This window comes from Winogradskyella vidalii, from assembly GCF_013403955.1.
Lineage (GTDB): Bacteria > Bacteroidota > Bacteroidia > Flavobacteriales > Flavobacteriaceae > Winogradskyella > Winogradskyella vidalii.
Window position 1 is genome coordinate 1 of record NZ_JABFDG010000008.1, and the last position, 17,216, is coordinate 17,216.

19 protein-coding genes, 1 tRNA gene and 1 pseudogene are annotated in these 17,216 nt (G+C 30.6%); 3 read left to right on the forward strand and 18 right to left on the reverse strand.

What is annotated here, in order from left to right:
* Window positions 1-198 precede the first annotated feature (198 nt).
* From HM982_RS15830 to HM982_RS15900, 15 genes and pseudogenes are all read right to left on the reverse strand, one after another.
* Window positions 199-618 (reverse strand): hypothetical protein, encoded by a 420-nt coding sequence (locus HM982_RS15830; RefSeq protein WP_179354319.1) that lies wholly within the window; start codon window positions 616-618, stop codon window positions 199-201.
* Between the two features lie 158 nt (window positions 619-776).
* On the reverse strand, window positions 777-1,487 hold the full coding sequence (locus tag HM982_RS15835; protein ID WP_179354320.1) for a hypothetical protein: 711 nt from the start codon (window positions 1,485-1,487) through the stop codon (window positions 777-779).
* Window positions 1,444-2,001 carry a receptor L domain-containing protein gene (locus tag HM982_RS15840; protein ID WP_179354321.1) on the reverse strand — a complete coding sequence of 186 codons (558 nt, stop codon included), beginning with the start codon at window positions 1,999-2,001 and terminating at the stop codon, window positions 1,444-1,446. Before HM982_RS15840 ends, HM982_RS15835 begins: the two co-directional genes overlap by 44 nt.
* A gap of 159 nt (window positions 2,002-2,160) precedes the next feature.
* On the reverse strand, window positions 2,161-3,849 hold the full coding sequence (locus HM982_RS15845) for an ATP-dependent nuclease (protein WP_179354322.1): 1,689 nt from the start codon (window positions 3,847-3,849) through the stop codon (window positions 2,161-2,163).
* Window positions 3,850-4,012: 163 nt separating this feature from the next.
* Window positions 4,013-4,816, reverse strand: a complete 804-nt coding sequence (locus HM982_RS15850; RefSeq protein ID WP_179007420.1) for a hypothetical protein — start codon at window positions 4,814-4,816, stop codon at window positions 4,013-4,015.
* Window positions 4,817-4,964: 148 nt separating this feature from the next.
* Complete coding sequence (locus tag HM982_RS15855) at window positions 4,965-5,879, reverse strand: hypothetical protein (RefSeq protein ID WP_179354323.1); 915 nt, start codon at window positions 5,877-5,879, stop codon at window positions 4,965-4,967.
* 42 nt (window positions 5,880-5,921) lie between these two features.
* The gene (locus HM982_RS15860) at window positions 5,922-6,812 is read right to left on the reverse strand and encodes a carboxypeptidase-like regulatory domain-containing protein (RefSeq protein ID WP_179354324.1); all 891 of its coding nucleotides are present in this window, start codon (window positions 6,810-6,812) and stop codon (window positions 5,922-5,924) included.
* 150 nt (window positions 6,813-6,962) lie between these two features.
* Window positions 6,963-7,499 carry a hypothetical protein gene (locus HM982_RS15865; RefSeq protein WP_179354325.1) on the reverse strand — a complete coding sequence of 179 codons (537 nt, stop codon included), beginning with the start codon at window positions 7,497-7,499 and terminating at the stop codon, window positions 6,963-6,965.
* 177 nt (window positions 7,500-7,676) lie between these two features.
* On the reverse strand, window positions 7,677-8,531 hold the full coding sequence (locus HM982_RS15870) for a hypothetical protein (RefSeq protein WP_179354326.1): 855 nt from the start codon (window positions 8,529-8,531) through the stop codon (window positions 7,677-7,679).
* Between the two features lie 136 nt (window positions 8,532-8,667).
* A complete protein-coding gene (locus HM982_RS15875) occupies window positions 8,668-9,768 on the reverse strand; it encodes a PD-(D/E)XK nuclease family protein (RefSeq protein WP_179354327.1) in 1,101 nt (366 codons plus the stop codon).
* Between the two features lie 151 nt (window positions 9,769-9,919).
* The gene (locus HM982_RS15880; RefSeq protein ID WP_179354328.1) at window positions 9,920-10,591 is read right to left on the reverse strand and encodes a hypothetical protein; all 672 of its coding nucleotides are present in this window, start codon (window positions 10,589-10,591) and stop codon (window positions 9,920-9,922) included.
* A 112-nt stretch (window positions 10,592-10,703) separates the two neighbouring features.
* The gene (gene xerA / locus HM982_RS15885; protein ID WP_179354329.1) at window positions 10,704-11,834 is read right to left on the reverse strand and encodes a site-specific tyrosine recombinase/integron integrase; all 1,131 of its coding nucleotides are present in this window, start codon (window positions 11,832-11,834) and stop codon (window positions 10,704-10,706) included.
* Between the two features lie 492 nt (window positions 11,835-12,326).
* Complete coding sequence (locus HM982_RS15890) at window positions 12,327-12,908, reverse strand: hypothetical protein (protein WP_179354330.1); 582 nt, start codon at window positions 12,906-12,908, stop codon at window positions 12,327-12,329.
* 417 nt (window positions 12,909-13,325) lie between these two features.
* Window positions 13,326-13,517 carry a hypothetical protein gene (locus HM982_RS15895; protein WP_179354331.1) on the reverse strand — a complete coding sequence of 64 codons (192 nt, stop codon included), beginning with the start codon at window positions 13,515-13,517 and terminating at the stop codon, window positions 13,326-13,328.
* 181 nt (window positions 13,518-13,698) lie between these two features.
* Window positions 13,699-14,061 (reverse strand): annotated as a pseudogene (locus HM982_RS15900) (DUF4138 domain-containing protein); the annotation flags it as partial.
* A gap of 89 nt (window positions 14,062-14,150) precedes the next feature.
* Between HM982_RS15900 and HM982_RS15905 the strand changes: the two are divergent.
* The gene (locus HM982_RS15905; protein ID WP_394354363.1) at window positions 14,151-14,852 is read left to right on the forward strand and encodes an MFS transporter; all 702 of its coding nucleotides are present in this window, start codon (window positions 14,151-14,153) and stop codon (window positions 14,850-14,852) included.
* 171 nt (window positions 14,853-15,023) lie between these two features.
* On the opposite strand, the gene HM982_RS18575 is transcribed toward HM982_RS15905, so the two are convergent.
* The 3 genes from HM982_RS18575 to HM982_RS18585 all read right to left on the reverse strand — a co-directional run bounded on the left by HM982_RS18575 (window position 15,024) and on the right by HM982_RS18585 (window position 16,129).
* Window positions 15,024-15,380 carry a tyrosine-type recombinase/integrase gene (locus tag HM982_RS18575; RefSeq protein WP_394354362.1) on the reverse strand — a complete coding sequence of 119 codons (357 nt, stop codon included), beginning with the start codon at window positions 15,378-15,380 and terminating at the stop codon, window positions 15,024-15,026.
* A 266-nt stretch (window positions 15,381-15,646) separates the two neighbouring features.
* Window positions 15,647-15,856, reverse strand: a complete 210-nt coding sequence (locus HM982_RS18660; protein WP_317167438.1) for a phage integrase SAM-like domain-containing protein — start codon at window positions 15,854-15,856, stop codon at window positions 15,647-15,649.
* A gap of 132 nt (window positions 15,857-15,988) precedes the next feature.
* Entirely contained in the window at window positions 15,989-16,129 is a 141-nt protein-coding gene (locus HM982_RS18585; RefSeq protein WP_317167435.1) for an Arm DNA-binding domain-containing protein, read from the reverse strand.
* A 284-nt stretch (window positions 16,130-16,413) separates the two neighbouring features.
* On the opposite strand from HM982_RS18585, the gene HM982_RS15915 reads away from it, so the two are divergent.
* Both HM982_RS15915 and HM982_RS15920 read left to right on the forward strand, forming a co-directional pair.
* Window positions 16,414-16,495: transfer RNA gene (locus tag HM982_RS15915), tRNA-Leu, on the forward strand.
* A 213-nt stretch (window positions 16,496-16,708) separates the two neighbouring features.
* The gene (locus HM982_RS15920) at window positions 16,709-17,122 is read left to right on the forward strand and encodes an HYC_CC_PP family protein (RefSeq protein WP_179354332.1); all 414 of its coding nucleotides are present in this window, start codon (window positions 16,709-16,711) and stop codon (window positions 17,120-17,122) included.
* Window positions 17,123-17,216: the final 94 nt, after the last annotated feature.

Consider the following 17,216-nt stretch of genomic DNA (forward strand, 5'->3'; position numbering starts at 1 on the left):
CAAGCTCTTTCTTTAATGATTTCTGAAATATTTTAATCAAATCTCGATGTTTTTCAAATGTGCCACAACGTTGATGTATAAGAATAGTTGCGGGTTTGTATGCGAGGATTTTCCGAAGGAAAATCAGACGTTACAAACACGCAACGACCTTTGATTAAGCACTAAACCGCAATTATTTTTATACGGTGTTGTAGGTAGTTATTTTTCATTTAGCAATTCATAATAATTCTTTCTTAAATATTCATTGTAATCTTCAATTATGATTTCTCCATTTTTTAGATAAAAATAAACTGAGTCACTTTCACTTTTTTTATAAACAGAATCTCCGATTTGAATTCTATAATAAGTATTGTTTTCAACACGTTCCTCGTGATAATTGTCTAAAATAACAAATCTTCCTGCTCTCGTATAATCTCCTTCTTGTCTTTTTTTAATTACGATTCCGTTAAATTTAGTATTCCGACTTTCTAAATATTTTTCTTTGTTATGCTCTAAAGAGTTTGATTGGTAATTCGCAATAATGAAAATCATAATGGCAATCGGTACAAATACAAGAAATAGATTTTTTCTGATTTCAGATTCTTGTTTTTCTAATTCTTCTTTGTTTTCCGTATTCATTTTTTTAATTACCTACAACGTGTTTGTGTATGGTTAGTTGCGTGGTTAGGCAACTAAGTTAGCAAACATTTACGAACCCGTGAAAATTCCGCAGGAATTTTCGCAAGTAGGCTAAAACTAAGCAATTAATTATACACGGTGTTAGCAAACGTAATTTTCTACAGACTACAATTTCCATTCATTATATCTGACATTGTTGGATTGAACAAATTTCCTCCAACAAAATATTCTCCAGCAACACCGTTACTTTGAATTAAATTAGTAATTCCACAGAGGTCTGATAGATTTGGATTGCCAATTGAAATATTAAAAACAGAATTTAGGTTAGATAGGCCATTTAAACTAGAAATATTCTCATTATTTGAAATTATAAAATCTCCACCAATTGTGGTTAAAGAGGAAAATCCTTCTAAATTTGAAATGCTATTATTTTCATTAAAATCGAATGTATCTCCTATACTCGCTAAATTATTGAAGGAAATTGATGAAAGATTTTCATTAGAATAAATTTCAAGGTCTTCGATAATTGAGGATAAAGTGCTAAATGCGTTGATTTCGGTTAAATCTGTATTTCCCCATATTTTAACATCAAAAACTGAATTAAGATTATCGAAACCTACAATTTCATTTAATTCAAAGTTTCTGTTTATTAGAAGTTTTCCTGCATTACTGATTTCTGTCAAAGCATTAAAACCTGTTATACTTAATAATTTTGGGTTTTGAGCAAGATTTAAATCGCCATCTATTTGAGATAGATTATTGAAAGTGCTAATTGATGCGAGATTTTCGTTTTGTTGTATATGAAAGCCTGGACCTATTAAGGTGTTATAACCAACACTGTCTAAATAATTCAAATCCACTAATTTCATTTAAATTATCATTTTGTTGAATTCTAAAAACATATCCAATAGTTGCTAATTTGTTAAATCCGTTTATCTGTATTAGACCATTGTTAGTAACGATAATAAAATTTCTATCTATGGTTAACAATTCATTAAAACCGTTTATTTGAGTAATATTTTCATTTGAGCCAATAGTTACATTTTGTCCAATTGTTTTCAAATTTGTAAAAGCATTAATTTGTGTTAAGTTATTATTAGAACCTATTTCTAAATTGCCTGCAATACTCATTATGTTATTAAGTGGTTCTAAATTTACAATATCATATATGCCATCTAAAGAATCGTCAATTATTAAATTACCTGTTAAATCTGTACAGCCAGAACTCCCAAACTCATTAACTTCTTGTTGAGTTTTTAAAATGTAATCTCCATCACAAACTATTTGAATTTGTTCTTCTTCATTGATTGTATCGTCGTTTTCACAAGACGAAAATGTTATAGATAATAAAATGCTAAATAAAAGAATAATTGTTTTTTTCATAATCGTGGTTTTTTATGTTTGCTAACGGTCTTGTATATGAAAAGTAGCGGATTTCACGCACTAATTTTTCGGATTGTAACTGACCTTTATTTTATTATTTATCTTTCGTTTAAGCACCTAAACCGCTATTTTTTATATACGTTGTTGCCTGCTGGCTTTTTATTTTTGGGATATTTCTTCAATAAATTTTCTTGCAGGTTCAATTTCCGCGTCATTTATTAAATCTTTAGTTAAAACTTCATTTACCCATTTTGGTCCGTGATTCCCAACAGATTTCACAAAGCTTTCTAATTCTCCTAACTCAACAACATATACTTTTTTTGATTTGAGGTTTTCAATTAATCTTTCATAAGCTTGCGTAGCTTGTCCACTTGGGATGAATAATTTTCCAACTTGTTTTGCGTGAGCCCAAGCAGACGCTTTTTTTAAAGATTTTCCAATTGCAGATAACTTTTCTTTAGGCATTATTTTTACGCTAATTGTCTGAAAAATTGTATCAATCTCTTCTTTTAATTCATTCACTTCCAATTCAGGTCGTTTGGATTCTATGGCTTCTTTGACAATTTTCCAATCTTTCTCAATATCTATCCATTTTCCACCAGATTCTTCGTAAATATCCTTTAACGGGTTTTTGGCGTTTAATACATCAAAATCACATATTGAGCTTACTGGGACATTTAATTTTTTTAAAGCTTTTATTACAGTTGGAATTCTATGCTTGCCACCGCATTGAATGAAAAGAGTGTCCGAGTTTGAAATTCCTTTTTTTTCATTTACGGCAGATAGAATCGCAGAGTAAAAACGTGAATCAGAATCACTTTCACAAATGATAACATCTGTATGAAATAAACCGTCTAGAATATTAGAATGTCTTAATAATGAATCACTCCATATTGAATCAATTTCACTATTATTTAACGTGTTAACATTATTGATTTTTCCGTTTCGTTGAATTCGTATTATTTTTAAGTTTTTGGAACTTCCCTCTAAAAGCCCTTTCAAAAAATCTAGACTATGAGTTGCAAGTAAAAGCTGCGTACTTGAAGGTAAATCTGTAGCTAACATTTTACCTAAAAGTTTTGCTTGTGGTGGATGTAAGAATGCTTCTGGTTCATCTATGAATAATAAATTTTGACTACCAATAAAAGCATTTAATAACACTCCAACAAAGCTTCTCATTCCATCTCCTTGCTCGTGTAATAAATCTAGTTTTTCTAACTCAATTTGATAAGATTCGGAAAGCCTATCTTGTCCACTTACAATTTTGGGTGCTTTACCAACATATAAAGGAACTTCATTACCTGCATTTCGATGGACAATTAAATCTAAATCAAAGGCTTGTTTAAAATATTGATTAAACTGTTTTTCTATTTTATCTGACTTTTGAAGTAAATTTATTGGATGTTTAGGGGATTCAGTTGTTAGTTTTATATTAGATGCAGGATTAGCAGCTTTTAATCTCTCTTCAGTTGTGAGATTTTTTGAAAATACGATTGATAAATTATCTATTCCAGACGAAACATTGTTCCACCAACTTTTGACAGAACCTCCGTAGATTCTATATCCCATTCCGTTGTAATAAGGCTCTGGATTTGTTGTATATTCTTTTTTGGAAATTTTTTCTAAATATTCAATCAACTCAGAATCTGAACCACTCTTTGAAAATTCTATTGCTTTGATAACTTTACTCTTTGTGTTTTGAGTTTTTAAAAAGTTTGACGCTTCTTTCAAAGAGGCACTTTTACCCGAGTTGTTTGGACCTACAATTGCAATTATGTCATTACTTTCAAATTCAATAGTTGTGTTGTCACTAAATGTTATTTTACTAATCCAAATTTTTGGTTCCATATGTTTGTTTCGGTTGTTTTTTCAGCTTGCAGGCAACGGTCTTGTGTATGGTTAGTTGCGTGGTTTAGCAACTAAGTTAGCAAACTTTTACGAACCCGTGAAAATTCCGCAGGAATTTTCGCAAGTAGTGAAGAACCAAGCAATTAATTATACACGGTGTTGCCTACAGTATTTTTTTAGTATGCCATTCGTATTTCGGTTCAGACTCAAAATCTCTGATTATTAAAATTCCTTTTCTCATTGCTAAATAAATGTCATTTTTCTTTATAAACGAATTTGTTGGATATAAATAGCCCCAATAAATTGGTGATTTTAAAAGTGTAGTCATTTTTTCGTTTTCATCAAACCTTAAAATATGTTGTGTAGTAATTATATATAATGAATTATTATGCACAAAAGTAATATCTGGTGTTCCTGGCAGTTTTGATTCGAATTTATAATTCCATTTACCATCTTTAAAGATAATTTCATAAAGACCTCCATTTCCGTCAATCATATGTGCCAAACCTCTAGTTGCATAGATTTTGTCATTAAATTCAAAAATGTCGCATACATTCTTTGGGATGTAAGGATATTTCCATTCATCATTTTTGTCGATTAGCTCCAATGTATAATTATAATCGTTATAGGTTGAAATAAATTTTAAACCACCTCCAAATTCGCCGTGATTATATCCAATCAAATAACCATTAAATACAGTTTTAATATATTTTGTTCCGCTTATGTTCTTTACACTATCAATTGAGAAAGGCAATTCGTCTCCATTAACTCTAGTGTATTTATTTTCTACAATTGTAATTGTATCATTTAAGTTATTGAAACTCCAACGATACTTTGAGTTACTGGCTTCATTCAATTCTTTAAAGCTAGTTGGTATACTATCCATTTCCCAATCGGACAAGTCTATTTCTTGACTTTTTCCAAATTGAAATAATAAAAGAGTTATTATTAGCAGGCTGTTTTTCATATTGTTGGCAACGTGTTTGTGTATGTTTAGTTGCGTGGTTTAGCGACTAAGTTAGCAAACATTTACGAACCTGTGAATATTCCGCAGGAATATTCGCAAGTAGAGAAGAACATAGCAATTAATTATACACGGTGTTACCACACGTATTTTAATTCCAGTTAAATTCCTTTTTTATTTTCTTGTAAAAATCCAAATCAACGATTGGCACTTCTATGAAATTTTCTTTTTTATAGATTTCAGGAATTTTGTCAATTTCCAATAGTCCAAAATGTTGATTACCAAAATGCACAAAACTCATTTGGTCATAAGTTTTAAAAATCGAATAAGTGATTTCATTATTTAAATATGCTTTTTTGAAATAAGGATAAAATAATGTCCAAAATCTTTCAATATTTGATTTTGCTTGTAAATTATGAATTTCTGCTACATAAAAATTGTTTTGAATTATGGCAAAACTTTTAGCGCTAGGATATTTATTGTTACTATTAGCTATTTCATATAATTCTGAAATATTTGAATAATAGAAATCGGAAATTAATTTATTTTGTATTGATTTTTGTGTTGAATCAAGTTCTAATTCGTTCCAAATTTGACTTGTATATTGATTAATAAGCTGGTCTTTTGTTTTTATTTCATTCAGTTTTTTTAGAGGAATTTGCTTGTCAAAATTGTTTTTCATCCAAACAAAATGGCTTGTTAAGTACATGTCCTTAAACCATTCAGCCAATTCTCCTTTTGTTATTGCATCGTAATAAAACTCTTTGCCATTCAAATAGATTAGTTGCAATCCATATTTTTCTACTAAAATCTTTACTTCTTTTTTAAAGAATTGTATGTCATTATTTCGGAAGCTGTAATTAATCAAGGAATATTTTAACTCTGGTTCATAGCCATAAGATTTTTCTAAATTCAAAATTCTATTTTTTACTTCTTGATAATTTTCAGAATTGTGAATAATTGGATAAATCGAATCATTAATTATATGGTCTCTTTCTGTTTGTCCATATGTTATGAAAACGAGCAAGAATAATAAAATAAGACTAATTGTGGTTTTTATTTTCATTTTTTATTGATTCGTCTAGGCTTATGGTTTACAAATTTATACTTAATCTGTTAGAGTTAGTTCCATTGCTAATAATCCATATTTGTCTTTGTATTTTTCAGGACTTTTACTTTTCCAAATTTTTCGCCATTTACCAGAAATGTAAATCATGCTATTTTCACCTGTTTCACTTGGAATAACTCCATATGCTGGTTCATAAGAAATTTTCTTTTCTTTTTTTTTAGTATCAACCCACTTAACTTTGAATTCATACTTGTTTTCTTCAATGATTAACCATTCTATAGCGATAAAAAGTCCATCTTCAGGAAAATAGATATCATATTCAGACAGGTCGATTTCGGTAAGCCTTTTACCTTTCTTTGCGATTCCAATTATATTTTTGTTATAAAGAAATTCTCCAGGTTCTCCATTTTCATTTTTTGCGTATAGTCGAATATTAAATTTTGCGTTTTTAATATCACTTGTAGTCCTAACTTTTATTGATTTTATAAATCGAGTTTCATCGTAATCTTTCTCGTATGGAAAAAATCTTGCGAGTATCCAAGGCCTTGACCAACAAGCCATATTTAATCCAACGTCAGACTCCTCGAATTCTCCAACTTTAAATTCTTTATCTATAGAACTATTTGAAATTAAAACTTCTTCTAATTCAGTAATTTCAGGACTTAATAATATCTTTTTTTCAATTGTATTGGAATTTACTTTTTTACTTTTAAAACCAATTGCAGAAAAAATCAGAATTTTGTCTTTCAAAGATTCGTTAATCTCGAATTGACCAATTTCGTTTGAAGTTGTTCCAATGTTTTCGTTTTCAACCCAAATATTCACGTATGGAATTGGTTCTTGCGATATACTGTCAAGTACAGTCCCTTTTGTTTGGCTATAAATTAGATTTGTAAACAGAATTAATGTAATAAGCAGGATTTTTCTCATATGTGTGGTAACGTGTTTGTGTATGGTTAGTTGCGTGGTTTGGTAGCTAATTTAGCAAACTTTTACTTGCCAGAGAAAATTCCGCAGGAATTTTCGTGAGTAAGCCTAAAAAAGCAATTAATTATACACGGTGTTGTGTGTCTGTGCTTTTTACATTTTAGTTCCAATGTAATAAACCATTTTATCTTTTGGTATTACAAAAATTAATTCTGTTCCAGTTGGGTCAGTTCCGTGACAGTATATACTCCAAGGATAAACATAAACGCTTTCAGGATTCAGTTCTTCCCTTTTCGGAAACCAAGGAATTTGATATTGCCAACCATTTGCTAATTCCACTGCATCATTTAATACTTTTGGCAAACTATCTAATCGATGCCAACCTTTACTATTTTGCAGTTCCATTTCTGTCACATTTGAGATTTCTATTGCATAAGCATCAAGATAATCGCCTGTGAATGAACGTCCCGATTCGTAACTATTCAGCACTTTTTCAATTCTTTGGTCTCCAAGTCTGCACCAATTCAGCACGAATCTTACGTCAGATGTTGTCGCTTTGTTCTCGACAGTTTTATTTCCGATTGAAGTAGAGTAGGCGAGATAGCCTAAAATCAGAATTACTCCAATTAATGATATTCCTCCCCAAATCGCGAGTGCATTTTTTCCTATTCTAAATAATCTATTTTTCAATCAGTTCAATTTTCAACGGTTTGTTTGGGCATTGCACACAACGTTGTTGTATATGGTTTGTTGCGTGTTTTAAGCAACTAATTTAGTAAATAATTACCGACAAAGAAAGTCCGCGAGGACTTTCGTAAGTAAGCAAAAAGCCAGCAATAAATTATATACGGTGTTGGCAATCTGGCTTTATTTCCCAAGTTGATGAATTGCTGTTTTCAGAACTTGCCAAGAAATCTTTGCGGTATGTTTGTCAGGATTAAATCCAGAACTTAATTGTTGAAATGGATGAATATAATTTCTAAAGTCTCTCAATGAGTGACTAAACTTTTTCACATCTTCTTTAATTAATCCAAGTTCAAAAGCTGTATTAATTAAGTTATTCAAAGTCCATTCGTGTAAGGGTTTAACTTTTTGTTCTTTATCTTTAGGTGATGAATTAGCTGTATTAAATTCTCTCGGTTTTTTCATTGCAATTCCTAAAAGTATTCCCTCAAGAGTACTGCCACACATAAATATTACAGATAAAGGTGCATCTGAACCTAAACATTTTTTAATTTCCTCAAATCTTAAATTTAGAATTTCAGTTATAGTTCCGTCAAGTCCAATTAAGTCTATTTTGACATCTTCAAATTCACGATTTAAAAAGTCATCTTCTTTTAATTCGGATTTTTGTTCTGTAGTTTCAAAGTCAATTTCTCCAGCTTTTTTAAATTTAATTTCAGTTTTATCTCTAATTACTTTCCAACCATCAAAAGCTAAATATTGATTAAAATCTGTAATAAATCCGTCTAACTCTGCAAATCGACTTATGTAATTTACAGGTGCAAACAGTTTCTTTATACATTTATCGATTTTGGGACTTCCATTTATGTTTTTCAGTTTTTCATCTGTGTAAATCCATCTCGAAGGGAAGCCTTGTCCATAAGTATCATTAAACCCTAGTTCATTAAAAAATTTCACTAATTCGTGTCCTTTCCTATATTCGGTTTCTTCATTTATTAATTCCCGAAGTTTTTCTAATGTTTTTTGCTGTAATATCATTTATAATCTCGGGTTTTTTTAGCTTGTTGCCAACGGTTTTGTGTATGATTAGTGGCGTGACTAAGCACCTAATTTAGCAAATAAAAACCGAATAGAAAATCCGCGAGGATTTTCGTAAGTAGGCGAGAACCAGCCATTAATTATACACGTTGTTGGCATTAGTACTTATTTCAGTTAGTTTATTTACATCTTTTAATATTCTCTCTAATAAAACACTTAATAAAGTATTATTATTTAATTTGATAGAACGATATATCATACTTTTTCCAAATCGGTTATAATTTTTTCCGTTTTTAGGATATACTTCATTTTCGTTTACAAAGTCAAATAGAAACCATTTTTTGTCAAGTTGTAACTTATCTGCAATTTCAATTTTCTCTTTTTCCTTTTCTCCCCAAGCATATAAATAGTGATTGTATCTACCTCCATCGAGCATAATTCCGTAAATAATTTCATCTTGGTCTGAAAAGTCAATATTAATAACTCCTTTTCCATTAACTAGAGTTGTGCTAATAACTACTTTGTTTCTATTCGTTTCGTGGGAATACCTTTTTCCAATTTTAACTTCTTTATTGGTTAAATTAGATTTTAAATATTTCTCTATTTCTTTAACTAATTCAGCGTAGTTGTATTTGATGTATAAATCGTGAAGTCTTATTTCTTTGAAAAGTTTGTAATCAGAGCCGTAAAAGTCATAATAAGAATCTTCGATGTTTAAACTTAATGGTTTTAATAAATCTGATAGATTGTTTATGAAGTAGATGTAATCTTGAATTATTTTTTTGTGATAATCATCTATAATTCTATCTATTAAATTAGATAATAAAATTCCTAAATCTCTATATGTTAATAATTCCCAACCTAAATCTTTTAACTCAAAACTTGGCTTTATGATTGTAAGTAAAACAAAAATATTATTTGAATTACTTTTTCCTTTGTAATCTATTAGTTGTTGTCTGTCGGGAACACTTTTAACTTTGTTTTCAACGATTATTTTGATTTGGTTAAATTCTATTGTTAAATCCAAATTTCTAGTTTCTCGTTGAACTGAAATTATTTTTTTATCTGAAAAATTAAATTTCTCTGTAAAATGATTCGCAAGAATTTCTCCGAAACTTATTTGATAATTTTCACAAATCCAAGCAATAAAATTACTATGAAATAATTCTTTTGAACTTAATGACAAGTTAAATAAAGGTGACTTTTTTAATTCGGTAATTATTTCAGGTACAGTCATTTTTTCGTATTAATGCCAACGTGTTTGTGTATGGTTAGTTGCGTGGTTTAGCAACTAAGTTAGCAAACTTTTACGAACCCGTGAAAATTCCGCAGGAATTTTCGCAAGTAAGCTAAATAAAGCAATTAATTATACACGGTGTTGTGCAACGTTATTTTTTTCTTGTCCATTGAGTTTTTAAAAATCCAGATTTTAATTCCAATTCGATAGAGTCATTCACATTTAGTCTTTCAAATTCAGTTTTAGAGACACGCATTAAGTCATTTTCCGTAATTGGACCCCAAGGTTCAAAATCAATTCTATACGCTATGGTTTTCCCGTTTTCAATTTTCTTATTTATAATTTTTGCTTTATAAAATTCAGGTTTGGATTGGTCAAGAAGTGTATTTGTCAAAATTGCTGTTCCGCAACCAAAAGTAAATAAGAATAGAATTCCCCAAAAGAATCCAGCAAATATTTTCTTTCCAACTAAATATTCTTTTGTCCCGTAAAACAAGATTGAAATTAAAGGAATACTAATTATTAAAGCATAGATAAAGATGTTTGTAAATCCAATTATTTTAATATCGATTAATGCCCTTAAAATTAAAGCAAATGATGGAAATAGAATCGCTGAATCTATTTTTGGAATTGGTGTGTTGTTCCATTTTCTATAATCAATTCCAACTTTCCCTTGATGCTTTAGTGCAAATAAAATTCCGATAATAGGAATCAGAATATTTACCAAAACAGAAAGTCCATAAAATTTCGGATAAGCGAAAAGCCAAATTGCAGATAAACCACCAATCCAATTTAATATAGTTGAAATTTTCTTAATCGTCATTCAGAGTTTGAGTGGTTAATGTTGCACAACAATAGTATATAGAACATATGTTCTATATATACCCAAATATAAGATATATAAAACATATGTTATATATATCCTTTATATATTCTTAAAGATCTAAAGGGTTCTTAATTTTCTTAAAAGTAGTCGTGGCAACATGGGTGTAAATCTCCGTTGTTTTGGTAGAGCTGTGACCTAATAAAACTTGGATTTGTCTTAAATCAACGCCATCTTCTAAAAGGTGAGTTGCAAAACTATGCCTTAGCATATGTGGTGTTACAGTAATTTGTATTCCTGCCTTTATTGCGGCATTTTTTACTATTTGGCCAACGCTTTGTGCGGAATATTGTTTTCCATACCCTCCTTCAAAAATATAAGTTTCTGGTTTCCATTGTTTATAGTAGTCACGTAAATCTTTTAATAATGTATTAGAAAGTAACGTATAACGATCCTTTTTACCTTTAGCGGCTTCAATGAGTATTAGCATTCGTTTACTATCAATATCTGTAATTTTTAAATTGATTAATTCATTTCTTCTAATCCCAGATGAGTACAAAAGACTTACAATACATTTATGTTTTAAATTATTTGTATTTGTAATGATTTTTAAAACATCCTCTTTTGAAAGAACTTTTGGCAATTTTTTTGCTTTTCTAGGTCGTTCTATTTGATAAAAACGATTTGGCATACCAAGTACAGATTCGTAATAAAATTTGATACTGTTGATAGCTATATTTATATAAGAATCAGATTTGTTTTCTTGAATTAATTTGAGAATATAGTTCCTAACATCATTTTCATTGATCTGTATCAATTCTTTGGCTTTGTGGTAGTTTATGAAGGTTTCAAAAGCAAGAATATAAGATTTTACAGTATTATTAGCGTATTTTTTTAATTGTAACTTATCTAAGTACGAAGTAGGACAGTGTCGAAAATTATTTGGTAGAGATCGTTGTTTAAACCACGTGATATCCATAGGCTCAATATTATCATTTATTGGTTTTTTATCAAAAAAGTAATTACAATTCACCCAAACAACCCCACTGAAAATATTGAATATTTTATTCAGGTTTTTATTTGTGTTTAAAATGTAAGCCATATTAAATTCATTGCTCCATCTTACGTCAGGCAATTCTTTAACAAGGGCCTGAATAATTTTATCTGTATTGAATTGTAAGCCGATATATCTTTTATCTTTTATTAAAAGATGCTTTAAAGTAATGCTCCTTCCTTTTTCCATAAAGTAGTATTTAATGCAATGTAATGGATGTAAACGATTTAATCGTATCTTATTCGAATAGGATACGTATAACATACACTTAATTTAGGAAACATGAGATTTTATGAAACTTGTCTGTATTGTAGGAAAGAGTTAAAGGGAAGAACCGATAAGAAATTTTGCGACCCACAGTGTAAAAGTGCTTATCAATATCAACAAGCAAAAGATAAACCGGAACGATTCTATAATAAAGTCGACAATCAGCTAAAACTTAACAGAAAAATATTGAAGGAATATAATAAAGGCGGTAAAGTTATAGTTCGGTCAAGCATGCTTACTCAGGAAGGATTTGATCCAAATTTTTTTACACATTATTGGAAAAACACAAAAGGTGATGTTTATCTTTTTGTGTATGAATATGGATTAATAATTAACTTTGAGTCTATATTCAATATTAGAGTGTTGCTACAGCAACGCTCATTATTAATTGAGATACCTTCGAAAGTAGGTATTTTACTGAGTGAACTGCATGTCAAATCGACCGTCCCTTATTTCATGTAGGTGTCCGTTTTGGTCAATCACATCAAAAAAGAAAGTTCCTGAAACTGTTTGATTTATTAAATCAAGATGAGTAATATGTAGCTCACCAGAATTAGTGCTATCGGTATAAACAAAACCTGAATTGAAAAAGTAACCACCAAAAGCATTATTTGGATTATTTTCTATCAATATATATGTGCTTTCTTCTTGTATCTCTTTAGCATTTGTAGAGAGAGAGAGACCAATTAAATTGAAATTCTCATCTTGCGCATTACCTTGTACATTAAAAAATCTCTCACCATTTATGAGTTGATAAACACAATCTAGAGGATTGGTACCTCCTCCTGGTAAAAAAGGCTCTCCGTCCAACAGGCAACCAAATGTATTGGCACCAGTCTGAGTCGCGGGTGGTAATTGTGAGATTGGGTTTTGGCCAGAGTTATTGTCATCATCATTGTTGCAAGCGATAAATAATAGTGTAAATAAGAAAAACAGGGTATTAACGCAGTATTTTACTTCTTTTAATTGGTATGATTGTTTAAGATAATTTCTCATGATAGATTAGGTTTTTTATTTGAGTTAAAGGTATTGGTGTATTTTAAATTAAAATTACGGTTTTTCCGTAATTAAAGTTATCAAATTGTTAAGCACCAGCGTTTTGTTAAGGGCTGTATGTATTCTGTTAAACAGAATTTTGCCTCTTTAGAAAGGTAGTGGCATCATAATCATAATATTTTTGTAATTCAAATATTAAACTTTAGTTTTTAAAATTTAATTATCGATATCCGTCTAGTTGCAAGAGAACAATTTATTTTATCCAATAAACTTAGTTAAAAAGACCATAGCGTATTTCTTCGCTGCTACTTTCATAATTAATGATAAACCATAAAATCCCCCAATATTATGGTTTAGAATAATCCACAGAAAAAGTTTAAAAAAGGAACAATTATCAAGTTGATAAAATGAAATATTCTAAAACGGCACCTCCACCCTCGGATGCCTTGCACTAACCAACCATTTCCCATCCACCTTTTCCAATTTAAAGGTACCAGGTACATCGTAAATAGCAGTTAAGTATTTTAACCAAGCGACATCATTATTAATAACTTCATCGATTAATTGGAATTCACTATCTGCAAATTTCATATCCAAGAAAATGCCCATAATTGCTTTGTAAGCCAAATATCCGCTATCGGCGGTTTTTTAATTTAATGGGGGTTCATCGTTTTTGGAAAAGCTTTCAGTTATGGTCTCAGCTACTTCAGCTGGGTTATTATCTTTTCCCGTTGCACAGAAAATGAAAATAAAGGCTATCGAATAATAAAGAAGTTTTTGCACGGTATTATTAATTTGGGTTATTGACATACTTGTGCGATATTTTCAGTTTTATACTGCGTTCGCCATCTTTCTCGTTCAATTCCAAAATCGCTCTACGATTGTTGGACAATGAAAATTTAGGCATCACATAAACAAATCGTACCGTTTCACTTTCCTTGATTTTAGACGGTAGATTATGTTTGTATATCGGTTCTTGATAGAGACGTTGCAATGATTTTCTTTTTCCTTCTTGCCGAATTTCAATCGAAAGGTTCAAGAAATTCAAATCGTAATCCAATGTAGAATTATTCTTAATTTGGATAACGAAGTAGAGTTCTTCTTTATCAAAAACAATATTCTCAATGCTCAAAATTACACCACTTTTTCGTTTTGTGAAGTAACCAAATCGTAGGCATTGTTTTTAGTGGTGTGGCCATTGCAATGGTGACTACCGTTCCTTTTGCTACTTAAATAGCCAGTATATTTTCTTGGGAATATTCGTTTTATGTGAAATCAGCGATTAGCGTTATCGCATTAATCGCATTAATCGCAATATACACTGTTTTACCTAATATGCCCGTAACAGAGAAAAAGACGTATGGGAGTCAATTAAAAATATTGAAACAACCTACTTTTATAGCAAGTACGGCAATGAATTTCTTTATGATAGCCGTCTGGTTTTCTACCTACAGCTATTTTGCAGCTTACCTAAATAAGGCCAAAAATATGGACAATACGATGGTGAGTTATATGATGTTTGTATTTGGAATCATTGGGGTACTGGCGAATTGGATGGCTGGAAAGATGTTGGATAAGAATATTACAAAAACCACTGCTTTCTTCCTATTGGGAACCATCCTGATACCGATATTACTGCATTTTTCAGGAGGAAATACAGTGGCTACAATTGTAGTTATAGGAATATGGGGATTTTTGTATTCTCCAAGTTTTTTAAATGCTTCTACCTATATGATTTCATCTGCACCTAAATCCCTAGAATTTGCAAATAGTCTTGCCACTTCATTTGGAAATTTAGGAATCACTTTAGGAACTACAGCTGGTGGATGGCTAATAGCTACTAAAAGTGTGGTTTATACTCCTTGGTTAACCTTACTCTTTGGGGTTCTGGCTTTACTTATGATGGGGGTAAGAAGCTGGTTGGAGCGTGGGAAACGTAATTGAATTGTAGATAGGATTCAATTTGAATTTTGGAGTAGAGTATTGTAGAGAATGAAAAATTCAACTAAAAATTTATAACGCTATCCAAAGCATCATCGGCATCTTTGTGGATAAAGTTAGCTTGATAGTTTATGGTGGTTTTCAAATCGCTGTGTCGGTAAAGCTTTTGTGACATCAATGGATGAATAGAATCCCTGCGATGTTTCCAAATGAGTGCCTCGCAATATGCATTGTTACTTTCTTGTTGATACCTGCTTTTTTAGCAATTGATTTTAGGTTCTTGTTGAATTTACTGGTCGCCACTTTGATTTTATTATAAACGTCTTTGGCGTTACTGAAATCTACCTTTTTCATTTCAGGAAAAATAAAATCATCAACTCCATTTTTATTATTTTCATAATACTTCAAAATTGTCATTGCTTTTTGAGGTATTTTGAGTGATGCAATTTTGGTGTTCTTGCTCATCTTGTAGTTCAATCTTCCATCATAAACCATTGACCATTGGGTAAAAAGAACATCCGAAACTCGCATCCCGGCAAAGTAAAAACTGACAAGCCAAACATTTCTTGCCTGTTTTTGACTAGGCGATAGATCATTTAAACTTTCAATAATTTTAATTTCCTGAATATTAAGTCCTATTTTTATAGATTCAGGAAACTTAATTTTTATTTTATTTCCTCCAAAAATGGGTATAATTCTCTACTTACAATTTTCTGTTCTGTTGCTCTATTGTATAATAAATGAATGAGTACCATAATATTCATTATAGTTGTTTCTGAGAGTTTATGCTTAGTTTTTCAATACAACATTAACTTTTTCAAAAAGCGTTCGTCAATTTCTTGAAAAGTGAGTTGTTTAGATTTATAGTATTTGAGTATATAACTAATCCAAGCTTTATCAGCAGAGAGTCTATTGAGTTTTTCTAAACTTTCTAAATCATCTAAGTGTTCTTGCTCAAGTTCAAAGAATGTAGAATTTCTACCAGAACTGTATAACTCCTTCTTAATTTGATTAGCCGAAGCGTCTTTTTTTTAGACTGAAGGGGGTATTAATGTCTTGTTTAATTTTGATAATTCTAGAGATAATAGACTGTTTAAGCTATTTGAGTTTACATGAGATTTTTTAACTCTAATTTTTTTCTAATCCCAATCCTCAATGTCAATATAATGACCAACATATTGATACGTTGAACGACGATTTTTCGTAATCCGAATTGCTAAAGGGTAGAGACCTTTTGAATTTGCTTTTTTACGAAGAACCATTTTAATATTTGATGACATAATTAACCTGTTTTGATCACGAAAGTCAAGTCATGTACAACACAGGTACAACATTCAATTTTGAATGTAGTTTTTACCTATGAATTACCTCAAAGATATAAATTTATTGGTCTTTTTAGGTACAACATGGGTACAGCAAATGCTGAAATCAGCTGATGTTAGATAATATCAAAGAAAATGATATGTTCTGTACTTGGTTGTAAATGAGTGGCTTTGGTGTTATTTGGTCAAAGGCACGCTAGACTTAGGAATTAGGCAAGAAAAAGTTATTAAAATATTAAAATGCGGGAGTGGTGGAATTGGTAGACACGCCAGACTTAGGATCTGGTGCCGCGAGGTGTGAGAGTTCGAGTCTCTTCTCCCGCACATTTTAAACTGCGTTATCGTAGACAAAAGCTTTTCAATTTTGAGGAGCTTTTTTTGTTCAGGTACAACATAGGTACAACATTTTCATTTTTTATTAGATTCATTTAATTTGAAATGAATTAGTGGTTTTTGACTGTAATTACTATTACAGAATACTTAAACTCTTGTTAATTAATTACTATCATTTCAAAATTTCGTAACTTTGCAATCAGTATGAAACAAGTATTCCATAAAATAATGTCTTTGTCAATGGCTTTTGTAGTGTTATTCTCTACAATGTCATTTACCCTTAGTATGCATTATTGTGGAGATACTTTGGTAGAAACTGCTATGTTCCATAAAGCTGAAGGATGCGGAATGGAAATGGATAATCCTTCAACTAAAGGTTGTTCTATTACAAAAAAGAATTGTTGTAATGATGAACAATTGGTAGTTGATGGGCAATACGAACTACAACTGCAAGTTGACAAAATTTCTTTAGAGCAACAGGTATTCATCGCTTCATTTGTTTACACTTATATTAACCTTTTTGAAGGTTTAGACAACAATGTATCTTCTTTTGAAGAATACGAACCACCACTCGTCATAAAGGAAATCTTCAAGATTGACGAGACTTATTTAATTTGATTTTTAAACAATAGACTGTTTTATCCTATGACTGTATGATGTCATAAGGATAATTTGCTGTATTCGGTGTTTTCTTAACGCCAATGTCTAACTG

What these genes read in the sequence shown, in the direction of transcription:
- HM982_RS15830 (WP_179354319.1), bottom strand. Translation starts at nt 618, where the DNA reads ATGAATACGGAAAACAAAGAAGAATTAGAAAAACAAGAATCTGAAATC.
- HM982_RS15835 (WP_179354320.1), bottom strand. Translation starts at nt 1,487, where the DNA reads ATGAAATTAGTGGATTTGAATTATTTAGACAGTGTTGGTTATAACACC.
- HM982_RS15840 (WP_179354321.1), bottom strand. Translation starts at nt 2,001, where the DNA reads ATGAAAAAAACAATTATTCTTTTATTTAGCATTTTATTATCTATAACA.
- HM982_RS15845 (WP_179354322.1), bottom strand. Translation starts at nt 3,849, where the DNA reads ATGGAACCAAAAATTTGGATTAGTAAAATAACATTTAGTGACAACACA.
- HM982_RS15850 (WP_179007420.1), bottom strand. Translation starts at nt 4,816, where the DNA reads ATGAAAAACAGCCTGCTAATAATAACTCTTTTATTATTTCAATTTGGA.
- HM982_RS15855 (WP_179354323.1), bottom strand. Translation starts at nt 5,879, where the DNA reads ATGAAAATAAAAACCACAATTAGTCTTATTTTATTATTCTTGCTCGTT.
- HM982_RS15860 (WP_179354324.1), bottom strand. Translation starts at nt 6,812, where the DNA reads ATGAGAAAAATCCTGCTTATTACATTAATTCTGTTTACAAATCTAATT.
- HM982_RS15870 (WP_179354326.1), bottom strand. Translation starts at nt 8,531, where the DNA reads ATGATATTACAGCAAAAAACATTAGAAAAACTTCGGGAATTAATAAAT.
- HM982_RS15875 (WP_179354327.1), bottom strand. Translation starts at nt 9,768, where the DNA reads ATGACTGTACCTGAAATAATTACCGAATTAAAAAAGTCACCTTTATTT.
- HM982_RS15880 (WP_179354328.1), bottom strand. Translation starts at nt 10,591, where the DNA reads ATGACGATTAAGAAAATTTCAACTATATTAAATTGGATTGGTGGTTTA.
- xerA (WP_179354329.1), bottom strand. Translation starts at nt 11,834, where the DNA reads ATGGAAAAAGGAAGGAGCATTACTTTAAAGCATCTTTTAATAAAAGAT.
- HM982_RS15890 (WP_179354330.1), bottom strand. Translation starts at nt 12,908, where the DNA reads ATGAGAAATTATCTTAAACAATCATACCAATTAAAAGAAGTAAAATAC.
- HM982_RS15895 (WP_179354331.1), bottom strand. Translation starts at nt 13,517, where the DNA reads ATGGGCATTTTCTTGGATATGAAATTTGCAGATAGTGAATTCCAATTA.
- HM982_RS18575 (WP_394354362.1), bottom strand. Translation starts at nt 15,380, where the DNA reads ATGCGAGTTTCGGATGTTCTTTTTACCCAATGGTCAATGGTTTATGAT.
- HM982_RS18585 (WP_317167435.1), bottom strand. Translation starts at nt 16,129, where the DNA reads ATGTCATCAAATATTAAAATGGTTCTTCGTAAAAAAGCAAATTCAAAA.
- HM982_RS15920 (WP_179354332.1), top strand. Translation starts at nt 16,709, where the DNA reads ATGAAACAAGTATTCCATAAAATAATGTCTTTGTCAATGGCTTTTGTA.